This window comes from Nonomuraea sp. NPDC002799 (genome assembly GCF_053592075.1).
On sequence record NZ_JBSFVA010000009.1, the window covers coordinates 47,104 to 59,178 of the forward strand.

At 72.1% G+C, this 12,075-nt stretch carries 16 protein-coding genes and 1 tRNA gene; 11 read left to right on the forward strand and 6 right to left on the reverse strand.

Features of this window, described 5'->3' with window-relative positions:
• Positions 1–242 precede the first annotated feature (242 nt).
• Positions 243–626, forward strand: a complete 384-nt coding sequence (locus ACWD0F_RS18585) for a hypothetical protein (protein WP_449876922.1) — start codon at positions 243–245, stop codon at positions 624–626.
• Here ACWD0F_RS18585 and ACWD0F_RS18590 read toward each other — a convergent pair.
• Positions 602–1,096 (reverse strand): DUF523 domain-containing protein, encoded by a 495-nt coding sequence (locus tag ACWD0F_RS18590; RefSeq protein ID WP_449876924.1) that lies wholly within the window; start codon positions 1,094–1,096, stop codon positions 602–604. The two genes, ACWD0F_RS18585 and ACWD0F_RS18590, sit on opposite strands and share 25 nt — an antisense overlap.
• The gene (locus ACWD0F_RS18595) at positions 1,066–2,421 is read right to left on the reverse strand and encodes a DHA2 family efflux MFS transporter permease subunit (RefSeq protein ID WP_449876926.1); all 1,356 of its coding nucleotides are present in this window, start codon (positions 2,419–2,421) and stop codon (positions 1,066–1,068) included. Before ACWD0F_RS18595 ends, ACWD0F_RS18590 begins: the two co-directional genes overlap by 31 nt.
• A gap of 43 nt (positions 2,422–2,464) precedes the next feature.
• Here ACWD0F_RS18595 and ACWD0F_RS18600 point away from each other — a divergent pair, with 43 nt between their 5' ends.
• From ACWD0F_RS18600 to ACWD0F_RS18635, 8 genes are all read left to right on the forward strand, one after another.
• The gene (locus ACWD0F_RS18600) at positions 2,465–3,154 is read left to right on the forward strand and encodes a TetR/AcrR family transcriptional regulator C-terminal domain-containing protein (RefSeq protein ID WP_449876928.1); all 690 of its coding nucleotides are present in this window, start codon (positions 2,465–2,467) and stop codon (positions 3,152–3,154) included.
• A 44-nt stretch (positions 3,155–3,198) separates the two neighbouring features.
• Positions 3,199–3,561 carry a hypothetical protein gene (locus ACWD0F_RS18605; protein ID WP_449876930.1) on the forward strand — a complete coding sequence of 121 codons (363 nt, stop codon included), beginning with the start codon at positions 3,199–3,201 and terminating at the stop codon, positions 3,559–3,561.
• On the forward strand, positions 3,558–3,935 hold the full coding sequence (locus tag ACWD0F_RS18610) for a hypothetical protein (RefSeq protein ID WP_449876932.1): 378 nt from the start codon (positions 3,558–3,560) through the stop codon (positions 3,933–3,935). The genes ACWD0F_RS18605 and ACWD0F_RS18610 overlap by 4 nt, the downstream gene beginning before the upstream one ends.
• A gap of 31 nt (positions 3,936–3,966) precedes the next feature.
• On the forward strand, positions 3,967–4,707 hold the full coding sequence (locus ACWD0F_RS18615) for an SRPBCC family protein (protein ID WP_449876934.1): 741 nt from the start codon (positions 3,967–3,969) through the stop codon (positions 4,705–4,707).
• A gap of 206 nt (positions 4,708–4,913) precedes the next feature.
• Entirely contained in the window at positions 4,914–6,068 is a 1,155-nt protein-coding gene (locus ACWD0F_RS18620) for a CynX/NimT family MFS transporter (protein WP_449876936.1), read from the forward strand.
• Positions 6,065–6,892 (forward strand): metal-dependent hydrolase, encoded by an 828-nt coding sequence (locus ACWD0F_RS18625; protein WP_449876938.1) that lies wholly within the window; start codon positions 6,065–6,067, stop codon positions 6,890–6,892. The genes ACWD0F_RS18620 and ACWD0F_RS18625 overlap by 4 nt, the downstream gene beginning before the upstream one ends.
• A gap of 52 nt (positions 6,893–6,944) precedes the next feature.
• Entirely contained in the window at positions 6,945–7,160 is a 216-nt protein-coding gene (locus tag ACWD0F_RS18630; RefSeq protein WP_449876940.1) for an RNA polymerase subunit sigma-70, read from the forward strand.
• 3 nt (positions 7,161–7,163) lie between these two features.
• Complete coding sequence (locus ACWD0F_RS18635) at positions 7,164–7,694, forward strand: Clp protease N-terminal domain-containing protein (protein WP_449876942.1); 531 nt, start codon at positions 7,164–7,166, stop codon at positions 7,692–7,694.
• A gap of 92 nt (positions 7,695–7,786) precedes the next feature.
• Here the strand turns inward: ACWD0F_RS18635 and sigJ are convergent, their stop codons facing one another.
• Entirely contained in the window at positions 7,787–8,674 is an 888-nt protein-coding gene (gene sigJ / locus ACWD0F_RS18640) for an RNA polymerase sigma factor SigJ (RefSeq protein ID WP_449876944.1), read from the reverse strand.
• A 75-nt stretch (positions 8,675–8,749) separates the two neighbouring features.
• Here sigJ and ACWD0F_RS18645 point away from each other — a divergent pair.
• Positions 8,750–8,822: transfer RNA gene (locus tag ACWD0F_RS18645), tRNA-Ala, on the forward strand.
• Positions 8,823–8,936: 114 nt separating this feature from the next.
• Positions 8,937–9,986: a helix-turn-helix transcriptional regulator gene (locus tag ACWD0F_RS18650; protein ID WP_449876946.1), complete on the forward strand. Its 1,050-nt coding sequence runs from the start codon at positions 8,937–8,939 to the stop codon at positions 9,984–9,986.
• Here ACWD0F_RS18650 and ACWD0F_RS18655 read toward each other — a convergent pair.
• From ACWD0F_RS18655 to ACWD0F_RS18665, 3 genes are all read right to left on the reverse strand, one after another.
• Positions 9,983–11,425: an aminotransferase class I/II-fold pyridoxal phosphate-dependent enzyme gene (locus ACWD0F_RS18655; RefSeq protein ID WP_449876948.1), complete on the reverse strand. Its 1,443-nt coding sequence runs from the start codon at positions 11,423–11,425 to the stop codon at positions 9,983–9,985. The genes ACWD0F_RS18650 and ACWD0F_RS18655 overlap by 4 nt on opposite strands.
• Positions 11,426–11,520: 95 nt before the next feature.
• Entirely contained in the window at positions 11,521–11,706 is a 186-nt protein-coding gene (locus ACWD0F_RS18660) for a DUF4236 domain-containing protein (protein ID WP_449876950.1), read from the reverse strand.
• A 63-nt stretch (positions 11,707–11,769) separates the two neighbouring features.
• Positions 11,770–11,973, reverse strand: coding sequence for a DUF4236 domain-containing protein (locus ACWD0F_RS18665; RefSeq protein WP_449876952.1), 204 nt, complete (start codon positions 11,971–11,973; stop codon positions 11,770–11,772).
• Between the last annotated feature and the right edge of the window lie 102 nt (positions 11,974–12,075).

Below are 12,075 nucleotides of genomic sequence, written 5' to 3' on the forward strand. Positions count from 1 at the left end.
TCGAGTCCCTTCCCCGTTCCCGAAATGAAATCGGGCCCCCTAACGCGCCGCAGGGGAGGGGACTCCATGAGTCCCCTGTTTTCCGGCGCGCCCCATCAGTACGACTCCTGAGAAGGCGAGAAAGTTTCCCGAATTCCGGCCGGTTCGATTTCCCGATCAGTCGCTCCCTACCGCCGGCGGTGTAGCGGCACCGCCTTCCTGCGGACGATTGCGCCGGCGCGCCAGGATGCGACCGTGAGGGCATGGACGCACTCCGCCGTACTCTGGGCGCGCTCTCGCTGCTCTACGCGCTGATCTTCGTCGTGTTCGCGCTGGCGCACGCCGGGGTCGTGGCCGGCCCGCTGCGCGAGCCCGTGATCGTGTCGGCCGCGATCGTGGAGACGTTGTGCGGCGCGGCGCTGCTCACCGGGGCGTACGGGGCGCTGGCCGGCCGGGGGTGGGCGTGGGACGGGCTGCTCTACACCCACGCCGCTGCGCTGGCCGGGGTGCTGATGGGGATCCTGGCGGTGGCGCTGGGGGCGGCTGACACGACGACCACGCTGCTGAGCTGGTATCACAGCGTGATGGCGGCCGTGCTCGCCGCCGGGCTCGCGGGCTCCTTCTACGTCTCCAGGACCCGGAGGTAGTCGGCCGCCTGGGAGACGTGGTCCTCGTTGAAGACGCGGATTCCGTGCCGCTCCAGCAGCGCCGTCGTCACACCCTGCCCGGCGACCCGGCCGCCCTCGAACGTGCCGTCGTAGATCGACAGGGCGCCGCACGACGGGCTGCCCTCCTTGAGCACCGCCAGCCGGATGCCCGCCGCCCGCGCGGCCGCGAGCGCCGACCGGGCGCCCGCCAGGAACTCGGCCGTCACGTCGGAGCCGTCCGCCGCCAGCACGCGGGCGGCCCCCGCGAGGACGGCCGCCCCGCCCGCGCCGCCCTCGATCTCGGCGGCCGGCCGGGGGATCCGCAGCCCGCCTTCCACCTCGGGGCAGAACGGCACCAGCCGCCCCTCCGCGCGCCACGCGGCGAGCCAGGCGTCGGAGCTGGTCTTGGCGCCGCCGTCGTAGCGCACTTTGCGGCCCATCAGGCAGGCGCTGACGAGGATGCGTTCCACGGCTTCGATCCTATGAGTGCGATCGGGACCAGCGCACCGGCCGCCAGGACGGCCGCGCACCAGAACGCGTACGTGAACGGCTGCGCCGCACCGGCCCTGGTGAACGCCTGCAACAGCACGGTGAGCAGCGCGACCCCGAGCGGCGCTGCCACGCGTACCGCGATCGTGGCGAGCGTGGTCGCGCCCGGGACGGCGGCCGGCGCGAGCGTCCTGAACGCGGCGGCCATCACCGACGCCGACACGAGCCCGTGCCCCAGCCCGAGCACGAAGATCGGCACCGGGCCGCCGAACGCCACGAACGCGGCCACTCCCGCCACCGCGATCACGATGCCCGCCGCGCCCACGCCGCGCGGCCCCCTGCTGTCGGTGAGTTTGCCCGCGACCGGCATGGTGATCGCCGCGCCGATCCCCATCGGGGCCAGCAGCAGCCCCGCCTCCAGCGCGCTCCCGCCCCGTACGAGCTGGCTGTGGAGGGGCACGAGCACGGTGACGCCGAACGTCGCGGCCGAGTAGCACGCCAGCGCCGCCACCGCCGCGGCGAACGTCCGATCGCCGAACAGGCGCAGATCCACCAGCGCCCCCGGAACCCGCAGCGCCCGCAGCACGAACGCGGCGAGCAGCACGAGCCCGGCCCACAGCGCGGGCCGCAGCGGGGAGGCCCCGTTGCCCACCTCGGTCAGGCCGTAGACCACGGCGGCCAGGCCGGGGGAGAGCAGCGCGAGCCCCAGCACGTCGAGGCGCCGCGGCCGCGCGCCGGGCTCGCGGGGCAGCAGCAGGAACGCGGCCACCAGTGCCACCGCGCAGATCGGCACGTTCACCAGGAAGAGCCACCGCCAGCCCGGCCCCGCCACGATCACCCCGCCGAGCGGTGGCCCGAGCACGGGCGCGAGCATCGCGGGCACGGAGATCAGGGCCATCGCCCGGCCCATCCGCTCCTTGCCCGCCGCCCCGGCCAGCATCATCTGGCCCACGGGCAGGAGCAGGCCCGCGCCCAGCCCCTGCACCGCGCGGAAGGCGACGAGGCTGCCCGCCGACCAGGCGGCGGCGCTGAGCGCGGAGCCCGCGATGAAGAGCGCGAGCGAGACCAGCCAGACGTTCCTGCCGCCGAACCTGCCCGCCGCCCAGCCCGTGATGGGGACCGCCATCGACAGGGCCAGCAGGTAGCCGGTGACCGCGCCCTGCATGGTGGCGAGCGTCGTGCCGAAGTCGCGGGCCAGGGTGCCGAGCGCGACGTTGACGATCGTGGTGTCGAGCATCGTCATGACGACGCCCAGGAGGACCACCAGGCCCGTGGCCCGGAGTGGGTTTCGTACGCCGTATCGCATGCCGTACACCGTAACACTTTCGTACGGTGTCTAGAATCGGACGGTGAGCTCGATCTGGACGCGTCCGACGCCGCCCCGCCGCCCCGTGCTGAGCCGGGAGGCGATCGTGGCGACGGCCATCGCGATCGCCGACGCCGAGGGGCTGGCCGCCGTCTCGATCCGGCGGGTGGCCGCCGAGCTGGGCGCGCGGGCCATGACGCTCTACTCCTACATCGAGCGCAAGGAGGACCTGCTCGCGCTGATGCTCGACGAGATCGCCGCCGAGGTGCTGGTCGACGAGCCGCTGCCGGCGGGCTGGCGGGAGGCGCTGCTGCTGCTGGCCGGGCGCGAGCGCGAGCTGGTGCGCCGCCATCCGTGGCGGATCGAGCTGATCTCGCAGCCGGTGGCCGTGGGGCCGGGCGGGCTGCGGCATGTGGAGCAGAAGTTGTCGGCGTTCGACGGGCTGGGGATCGACCGGCTGACGGCCTGGCGGTTCCTGGCGGCGTTCAACGACTACATGACCGGGTTCGTGATCAGGGAGTCGCTGGAACGCGCGGTCCCCAGGCGGGACGGGGTCAACGACGCCGAGCGGGCGGCCGTGGCGGAGCCGTACGTCAAGGAGCTGGTCGGCGGCGGGGAGTTCCCCCGGCTGGCGCCGCTGATCGAGGACGGCGTGCGGGGCGCGGACGACAACTTCGAGCGCGGGCTCAACTGGATGCTGGACGGGATCGCGGGCGAGTTGTCCTCAGGGTGAGGTCGTCCGAGGGGCGACCGGCCCTGGCGATAGCCTTACCCCCGATGAACACCACCGTCTCCACGATCGTCATCGCCGGCTCGCTGCTGCTGATGCTGGCGAGCCTGGTCGTAGCCGTCCGGAACCGGCCGATGGGCATGGTGCTGCTGGTCGGCTTCGCCCTCCTCGAACTGGCCGTGCTGGTGCAGGCGGGCTTCGTGATCGCGGCGGTGAGCGGCGGTGCGGGGCCCGGCAGCAAGGGCACGCTGTTCGGCTATATCGGGGGTCAGGTGCTGATCCCGCCCGCCGGGGTGTTCCTGGCGCTGGCCGAGCGGAGCCGGTGGGGCCCGGCGATCCTGGCCGTGGCCGGGTTCGCGATCGCGGTGATGACGGCGCGGCTGCTGCAGATCTGGCAGGGGGTCGCGTGACCACCTCGATCGGCGCCGGTCCCGGGCGGGCGCTCATCGCCGTCTACGGGCTGTTCTCGCTGGCCGCGGGCGCGCGGGCGGCGGTCCAGATCGCCGGCAAGTTCGGCGAGGCGCCGCTGGCGTACTCGTTGTCGGCCTTCGCGGCGCTCGTCTACATCCTGCTCACCGTCGCGCTCTGGCGTGGGGCGCGCCGCCTCGCGCTGGTCGCGCTCGGCATCGAGCTGGCCGGCGTGCTCGTCGTCGGCACCCTCAGCGTGCTCGATCCGGCCGCCTTCCCCGACGAGACCGTGTGGTCCGCGTACGGCAAGGGTTACCTGTTCATCCCCCTCGTGCTGCCCGTCGTGGGCCTCTACTGGCTGCTGCGCAGGCGTTAACGTCCGGCGGGGCCGGGCAGTGGCACCTCCCATGAGCACGATCGAGCACTCAGAAGACGTGAGGGTCCCCGTCAGGGTGGCCTACAACCAGTGGACGCAGTTCGAGAGCTTCCCCGAATTCATGGAAGGCGTGGAGTCGGTCAAGCAGCTAGGTGACACGCGTACCGCCTGGGTTGCCGAGATCGCCGGAGTCAGGCGCGAGTTCGAGGCGGAGATCACCGAGCAGCATCCGGACGAGCGCGTGGCCTGGCGCACCACCGACAGGCCGCACCAGGCGGGTGTGGTGACCTTCCACCGCATCGACGCGGAGACGACCCGGGTCACCCTCCAGATGGAGTACGACCCCGAGGGCCTCCTCGAGACCGCGGGCGACTGGCTGCAGATCGTCCGCATGCGTGTCGTCGGCGACATGAAGCGGTTCAAGCAGTTCATCGAGTCGCGCGGCGGCGAGACGGGCGGCTGGCGCGGCGAGGTGCCCGGCCCGCACCAGCACGACACCGAAGGCGCGCACCAGCACGACGCCGAAGGCGCGCACCAGCACGACACCGAAGGCGCGCCGCAGCGCCCCGCCGACGGCGGGCTCCGGCGCGATCCCGAAGACCAGAGCACCCGGGGCCGGCACGAGCATGGCTCCACCTACGGCGACAGCGCCAGGAACGTGCCGCCCGGCACGATCGGCGGGAACGACCCCGGCCCCGGCGCGACGCTTCCCCCGCCCGGACCGGTTCCCCCGCGTAGCGACCCCCCGGAGGGCCCCAGTCCCGTCCTGTGAGCGGAAGCGAAAGCCCTCGGCCGCGATGGCCGAGGGCTTTCGCTCGGGCGCGAAGTGCAGGAATAAATCCTTGTTTCGGTCCTGTTAGGGTGGTGATTCATCCCATGATTTGATGAGTGGAGGACCACCCCAGCATGAGCGTGCTCGCCCAAGGGTCCCGGACCGCCGGTACCGGACGCAGGACCGCGCCTCTCGCCTGGCTTCTCGTGCTGGGAATCGTTCTCGCCGCGCTGAACCTGCGCACCGCCGTCACCAGCGTCGGCCCGCTGCTCGACCAGCTCGCCGCCGGGCTCGGCATGTCGAGCGTCGGCACCGGCCTGCTCACCACGCTACCCGTGCTGGCCTTCGCCGGCGTCGGCGCGATCACGCCGACGTTGTCCAGGCGGATCGGCGAGCACCGGCTGGTGCTGCTGGCGCTCGTCACGCTGGGCACCGGGCTGCTGGTCCGGTCGCTGGTCGGATCGGCGCCGGTGTTCCTGCTGAGCAGCGCGGTCGCGCTGTCCGGCGGCGCCGTCGGCAACGTGCTCATCCCGACGCTGATCAAGCGTCACTTCCCGGCCCGCACCGGGATCATGACCACCGTCTACACCACGGCGCTGGCGACCGGCACCATGCTGGCCGCCGCCGCGACCGTGCCCATCGAGCGCGCGTCAGGCGACTGGCACATCGCGCTCGGCGTGTGGGCGGCCCTGGCCGCCGTCGCCGCCATTCCGTGGCTTGCGCTGCTGCGCAGTGAGCCGGAGCGGGAGACGGCGGGCCGGGGCATGGGCCTGCGCGGGCTCGTCAGGAGCAAGCTGGCCTGGATGGTGGCGGTCTACTTCGGCACCCAGTCGATGATCGCCTACATCATGTTCGGCTGGCTCGCCACGATCCTGACCGACGGGGGTTTCACCACCGGGCAGGCCGGGCTGGTGCTCGGCGTCTTCACCGCGCTGAACATCCCCGTCTCCATCCTGGTGCCCATCGTCGCCTCCCGCTTCCGCGACCAGCGTCCCGTGGTGGTCGGGCTCGTCGCGTTCTACGCGGTCGGCTTCCTCGGGCTCTGGGCGGGGCCCCTTTCGCTGGCGATGGTCTGGATCGTGTTCGTGGCCGTGGGGATGGGGTCGTTCCCGCTGGCGCTGATGATGCTGGCGCTGCGCACCCGCACGGCCGAGTCCACGGCCGCGCTGTCGGCGTTCGGGCAGAGCGCCGGCTATCTCATCGCCGGGGCCGGGCCGCTGCTGGTCGGCGTGCTGCACGAGATGACCGGCGGGTGGGCGCTGCCGTACACGCTGATCTTCGTGGTGCTGGCCGTGCAGCTCTTCACCGGCCTGTACGCCGGCCGTGAGCGTTTCCTGGAAGACGAGACAATGGCCGGGTGAGATCCACCGTAGTCACCTTCCCCGACGGCCGCGTGCGCGGTCGTTCCCCGATCGTCGGGGCCGTGCCGGTGGGGGACCGGCATGGTCTCGTCGTCGCCGAGACGCCGTTCCATCCCCTCGACCACACCTGGCCCGACCAGCCCGCCGACCGGGGCGCCATCGGGGGCCTGCCGGTCGTCGACTGCGTGACAGGGGCACAGTCGAACTCCGGCGAGGTCTTCCTCGGCGACGCCGTTCCGGTGCGGCGCGGGACCGAGGGCTGGGAGTGGCTGGTCGTCCACGTGACCGAGGCGCCGCTGCCGGTGGGGGCCGAGGTGGACCTCGACGTGGACGCCGCGTTCCGCACGGCGCTCTCGGCGGGCCACACCGCCTGTCATCTGGCGGCGCTGGCCCTCAACGCCGCCCTGGCCGGCCGGTGGCGCAAGGAGGCGCCGTCCGATCAGCTCGGTCATCCCGACTTCGATCAGGCGGCGATCACCTCCTCCCGGATCGAGCCGCGCGGCAGCGTGGACGTCTACCGGCTGGGCAAGTCGCTGCGCAAGAAGGGGTTCAGCGCGGAAGGGCTCGACTGGCCGGTGGTCGCGCGGGAGGTCAACGACCGGCTGGCGGCGTGGGTGGCGGCCGGTGCGCCGGTCCGGCTGGAGGTACCGGGGCCGGGGCTGACGGCCCGCCGCATGTGGCACTGCGCGCTGCCGGAGGGCGAGGCCGCCATCCCGTGCGGCGGCACCCACGTGGCGAACACGGCGGAGCTGGGCCTGGTGGAGGTCGAGCTCGTGCCGGAGGACGCGGCCCTCACCATGCGCACGAGCTGCGGCTCGCCCTGAACTGTGTCAGCAGATGTTGACAAGCGGGTGCTTGTCAGCACATGCTGACGCCATGGAAGTCACCGAACTGGCCGAGGCGGCCGCCGACCGCGACCCCGGCGTGGGGCTCGGGGCCGTGGCCGCGCTCAGGGCGCTGCTGGAGGAGCTGGAGGCGGTGCACGTCTCTAACGCCCGCGCGCAAGGGTGGTCGTGGGAGCAGATCGCCGACGCGCTGGGGGTTCGGCGGCAGTCCGCGCATCGTAAGCACGCTCGAAGGACGGGGAGGTAGCGCGTGTTCGCCAGATTCACCGAAGGCGCCCGGCGGGCCGTGGTCGCGGCGGGGATCCGCGCGCTCGACGCCGGGCGGCCCGCGCTGGACGCCGATCTGCTGTTGCTGGGGCTGGCCGAGGTGCGGCCCTTCGCGTTGTCGTCGTTCACCGCCTCCGAGGCCGACGTACGCGCCCGGGTGGACGTCCCCGACGCGCGGTCGCTGCTCGCCACGCTGGGCATCGACCTCGACCAGGTGCGCCGCCGCACCCTGCCCGGCGCCGGCGTCCCCGGCCTGTGGAGCCTGCGCCGCTCGCGGATCCGGCCGCTGCGGGTCGTCCTGTACGGGCCGCTGGGGGAGATCCCGCTGGCCATGCACGCCAGGAAGGTGATCGAGGTGGCGATGTGGCGGCCCGGGCCCGTCACGGGGGAGCGGCTGCTGTGGGGCCTGCTCGCCGACCCCGCCAACGGCGCCGCCGGGATCCTGCGGGGGGCCGGGGTGAACCTGCCCGCGCTGGTGCACGAGGCCGGCATCCCCAGCCGCCGCACCGCCTGACGACATCCCCGGAGCCGCCGCCCCGCCTGTATCGGGCGGTCCGCTCGCATCCGGCGGTCCGGTGGCTCCGGTGGCTTGAGCGGTCCGGCGGCTCAGGGGGTGAGATGCGCGATCTTCTCCGGGTTGGCGATGAGATAGATCGTCTCGATCTTGCCGTTCGCGATCAGCAGCGTCACCACGGTGACCACCCGTCCTTCCACGGACAGGACCATCGCCGGAGCGTTGTTGACCACGGCCATCCCGATCGACAGATCCGAAATTTCCGCCAGACCGATCGAAGCCATGAACCGCCCGATGTTCAGCGGCGTATTGAGCGACACCAGATAGCGGCTCACGTTGGCGGCCCCGGTGATCTCCCGCAGCGCGGCCCTGGCCTTGCCGCCGCCGTCGCTCACCATCGTCACCTCGCCGGCGAACAACTCGATCAGCCCATCGAGATCCCCGTTCGCGGAGGCGTTGACGAACCGCTCAGTGATCCGCCGCCGCTCGCCCCTGTCCACGTCGAACCGCGGCCGCTTCTCCTGCACGTGCTCCCTGGCCCGGCGCGCGAGCTGCCTGGTCGCCGGCTCGGCCCGCCCGATGACCTCCGCGATCTCGGCGAACGGCAGGTCGAACGCCTCCCGTAACACGAACACGGCCCGCTCCAGCGGCGACAACGTCTCCAGCACCACCAGCAGCGCCATCTCCACCGAGTCGGCCAGCGCGGCGTGCTCGGCGAGGTCGGGCGCGGTGCTGATCGGCTCGGGCAGCCACGGTCCCATGTACGACTCCCGCCGCGACTTCGCCCACCGCAGCCGATCGATCGCCAGCCGCGAGGTCACCCTGATCAGGTACGCCTTCGGATCCGTGACACCCGCCTCGTCCACCGTCGACCAGCGCAGCCACGCCTCCTGGACGACGTCCTCCGAGTCGGCGACGCTGCCGAGAATCCGGTAGGCGACCCCGACCAGCAGGCTCCGATGCTCCTCAAAGGTCGACATGAACCCATAGACGTATCACAGGGTCCGCGGTGTGACACAAGGGCTCCCGGACTCCGATACACTTGGTGATCGCAAGGGGCTATGGCGCAGTTGGTAGCGCGCCTCCATGGCATGGAGGAGGTCTGGGGTTCGAATCCCCATAGCTCCACAAACAATTCTGACAGGCCGCTTCCGATGACCGGAAGCGGCCTTTCTGTTCTGGCGGCGATTCCGCTGGTTGAAGTGCTCACTGAATGAGCACTTATGCGGGGACAATCGCCTCATGAGAGCCGATCGTCTTGTGGCCGCGCTGTTGCTCATGCAGTCCCGGGGCCAGGTGACGGCGGCCGAGCTGGCCAAGGAGCTTGAGGTCTCCGTGGCCACCGCGCGCCGCGACCTCGAAGCGCTGTCCGCGGCGGGCATACCGGTGTATCCGCAGGCGGGACGGGGTGGTGGCTGGTCGCTGGTGGGCGGCGCGCGGACCGACCTCAGCGGGCTCACCGCGAACGAGGCCCGCGCGCTGTTCCTGCTGGTGGGCCCAGCGGTGGGCGCTGCGTCGGGTGCGGCGTCCGGCGCGGCGCCCGAGGTGAGGTCCGCGCTGCGGAAGCTGGTGCGGGCCCTGCCTCAGACGTTCCGGGCCGACGCCGAGGCGGCCGCCGACGCCGTGGTGATCGATCCCGCCGGGTGGGGAGCGCGCGATCCTGAGCGGCCCGAGCTGGTGCGGCTGCTGCAGGACGCCACCGTACGCCGGCGCAGGGTCACCCTCGTGTACGAGGGCCGCCCCGGCGAGCGCACCCGGCGGCTGGTCGACCCCTGGGGGCTCGTGGACAAGGACGACATCTGGTATCTCGTGGCCGGGACCGAACGGGGGCAGCGCACGTTCCGGGTGGAGCGCATCATCGAGGCGGAGGTCACGGAGCAGCCCTTCGAACGGCCCGGCGGCTTCGAGTTGTCACAGGTGTGGGCCGGGGTCGTGGACGAGATGGAACGGCGGCGCTCGCTGGTCTCCGCGACCGTGCTCATCGAGCCGAGGTTCCTGCCGGTGCTGCGCACCCACTTCGGCCGGCACTGCGAACTGGAGGGCGACGGCGCGGCGGGAGGTGGCGCGGCGAGCGACGGCACGGAGGGTGGCAGCGCGGAGGGTGGGGGCGCGGAGGGTGGGGGCGGCATCGAGGACGGGCGGGTCAGGGTGCGGGTGGCCGCTCATACGGCGCTGTCGATCGCCGAGCAACTGGCCGGATGGGGCGCCCGGGTGGAGGTGCTGGCGCCGGTCGAGGTGCGGGAGGAGCTGGCCAGGATCGGCGCCGAGCTCACCGCGCGCTACCGCCCCTAGCGGCCGGGCAGGGTCGCGGACAGGGCCGCGTGTTCCCAGCGGATCTGCTCCCAGGCCTGCTCCACATGCCGCCCCTCCGTCGCCACGCCCCCGACGGCCATCCGCAACACCACCCGGTCATCGACCCTGGTGTGCGTCAGGTACATGGACCCGCTGGCGTTGAGCAGCTCCATCAGCCGCAGCGTGGCCCGATCCGCCCCCTCAGGGGACAACCCCGACCACTTCGGGCGGAAGCACACGAGCCCGAGCGGATGCGGCTCGCGTACCTCGAAGGCGGGGTCCGCGGCGATCCACGCGGCCAGGTCCTGCGCGAGCCCGACACCCTTGCGGATGTGCGCGCGCAGCCCTTCCGCGCCGTACCAGCGGATCACCGTCCACAACTTCAGCGCCCTGAAGCGGCGGCCGAGCGGCACCTGCCAGTCCCGGTAGTCGATGACGGAGCCGGACGAGGTGGCGGAGTTCCGCAGGAACTCGGGCAGGATCGACAGCGCGCCGAGCAGCGGGGCGCGGTCGGCGGTCCAGAGCACGGTGCAGTCGAAGGTGGTCAGGAGCCATTTGTGCGGGTTGGTGGCGTAGGAGTCGGCGTGCTCGGCCACGCCGTCGTTCAGCCAGCGGAACTCGGGGCAGACCGCGGCGACGCCCGCGTAGGCGGCGTCCACGTGCAGCCAGACCCCGTGCTCGCGGCAGACTTCGCCGATCGCGGCGACGGGGTCGACGGCGGTGGTCGAGGTGGTGCCCACGGTGGCGCACACCATGACGGGCACGGCGCCCGCCGCCGTGTCCTCGGCCAGCAGCGCGCGCAGGTGGCCGGGGTCCATCGCGAGCGTACGAGGATCGACGTCCACCGTCCGTACGCCCGCCGCCCCCAGCCCCGCGATGCGCGCCGCCTTCTCCAGCGACGAGTGCGTCTGGGACGAGACGTACATCGTGTACCGGCGGGTGATCCCCTCGGCGCCGGCCCGGTGCAGCGCGGCCAGCAGGGCGACCAGGCAGGCGCTCGACGAGGAGTCCTGGATGACGCCGCCGCCCGCCGCGTCGGTCCGGAAGCGGGCCGGCAGGTCCAGCAGACCGGCCAGCCAGTCGACCACCACGGTCTCCAGCTCGGTGCAGGCGGGGCTGGTCACCCATAACATCCCCTGGACGCCGAGCCCGCTGGACAGCAGGTCCCCGAGGATGGCGGGGCCGCTGGCGTTGGACGGGAAGTAGGCGAAGAAGCTCGGATGTTGCCAGTGGGTGACGCCGGGCAGCAGCACGCGCTCCAGGTCCGCCAGCACCGCCTCGAACGGCTCGCCCCGCTCGGGCGCCCGCGACGGCAGCGCGTCGCGGATCTCGCCCGGTTTCACCTGCGACATCACGGGATGGGACTCGATGCCGGCGAGGTAGTCCGCGATCCAGTCGATGACCTGCTTGCCGTGGTGGCGGAACTCCTCAGGGCTCATATGAGGGCTCATCCGACCACTCTGTCGCCCTGGGCAGCCCGGGGAAAGGGGACGGGCCGGAGGCTTTCGCCTCCGGCCCGTTCTATCTCAAGCGGTCAGCGACCGCCGAGGGTCTTGCGCCAGTGGAAGCCACCGGGAAGGTTGACCGACAGCGTACGGCGGCCATCCGCCGTCTTCGTCACCCGGAACAGCCGGTTGCCCCAGCTGTGTCCCACACCGCGCCGGGAAAGGTTCAGCCGGAGCGGGCCGGCTTTGATCGACTTTCGATAGCTCCAGCCCATCACATTCCTCCAGGGAGATCGCCAGAGCAATCAGCTACCCAAGGATGGCGCGATCTATCGGATTCAGTAGTGCCGATGATGGCGGCGTGACCCGAACGTCTTGCCGACCTGGAATCCGCCGGGCAGGCGCACGGTCACATGGCGGCTCCCGTCAGGCGTGGTCGAGACGTGGAACCGCCGGTTGCCGAAACTGTGGCCCACGCCGTGCCGGGACAGGTTGATCCGGAACGGCCCCACCTTGATCGATTTCCTGTAGTGCCAGCCCATGGCCCCTCCTCCGCCGTCATGCGCTCACCCCGGTCAACGACCGGCGGGGTGGCCGAGTTCCGCCGGGCGCGCACACCTCCGTGCCGCCGTCCCGGCGTACCG

Excerpts from the sequence above, each read along its gene's own strand:
- ACWD0F_RS18585 (WP_449876922.1), top strand. The coding sequence starts at position 243 with ATGGACGCACTCCGCCGTACTCTGGGCGCGCTCTCGCTGCTCTACGCG.
- ACWD0F_RS18595 (WP_449876926.1), bottom strand. The coding sequence starts at position 2,421 with ATGCGATACGGCGTACGAAACCCACTCCGGGCCACGGGCCTGGTGGTC.
- ACWD0F_RS18605 (WP_449876930.1), top strand. The coding sequence starts at position 3,199 with ATGAACACCACCGTCTCCACGATCGTCATCGCCGGCTCGCTGCTGCTG.
- ACWD0F_RS18615 (WP_449876934.1), top strand. The coding sequence starts at position 3,967 with ATGAGCACGATCGAGCACTCAGAAGACGTGAGGGTCCCCGTCAGGGTG.
- ACWD0F_RS18630 (WP_449876940.1), top strand. The coding sequence starts at position 6,945 with ATGGAAGTCACCGAACTGGCCGAGGCGGCCGCCGACCGCGACCCCGGC.
- sigJ (WP_449876944.1), bottom strand. The coding sequence starts at position 8,674 with ATGTCGACCTTTGAGGAGCATCGGAGCCTGCTGGTCGGGGTCGCCTAC.
- ACWD0F_RS18650 (WP_449876946.1), top strand. The coding sequence starts at position 8,937 with ATGAGAGCCGATCGTCTTGTGGCCGCGCTGTTGCTCATGCAGTCCCGG.
- ACWD0F_RS18655 (WP_449876948.1), bottom strand. The coding sequence starts at position 11,425 with ATGAGCCCTGAGGAGTTCCGCCACCACGGCAAGCAGGTCATCGACTGG.
- ACWD0F_RS18660 (WP_449876950.1), bottom strand. The coding sequence starts at position 11,706 with ATGGGCTGGAGCTATCGAAAGTCGATCAAAGCCGGCCCGCTCCGGCTG.
- ACWD0F_RS18665 (WP_449876952.1), bottom strand. The coding sequence starts at position 11,973 with ATGGGCTGGCACTACAGGAAATCGATCAAGGTGGGGCCGTTCCGGATC.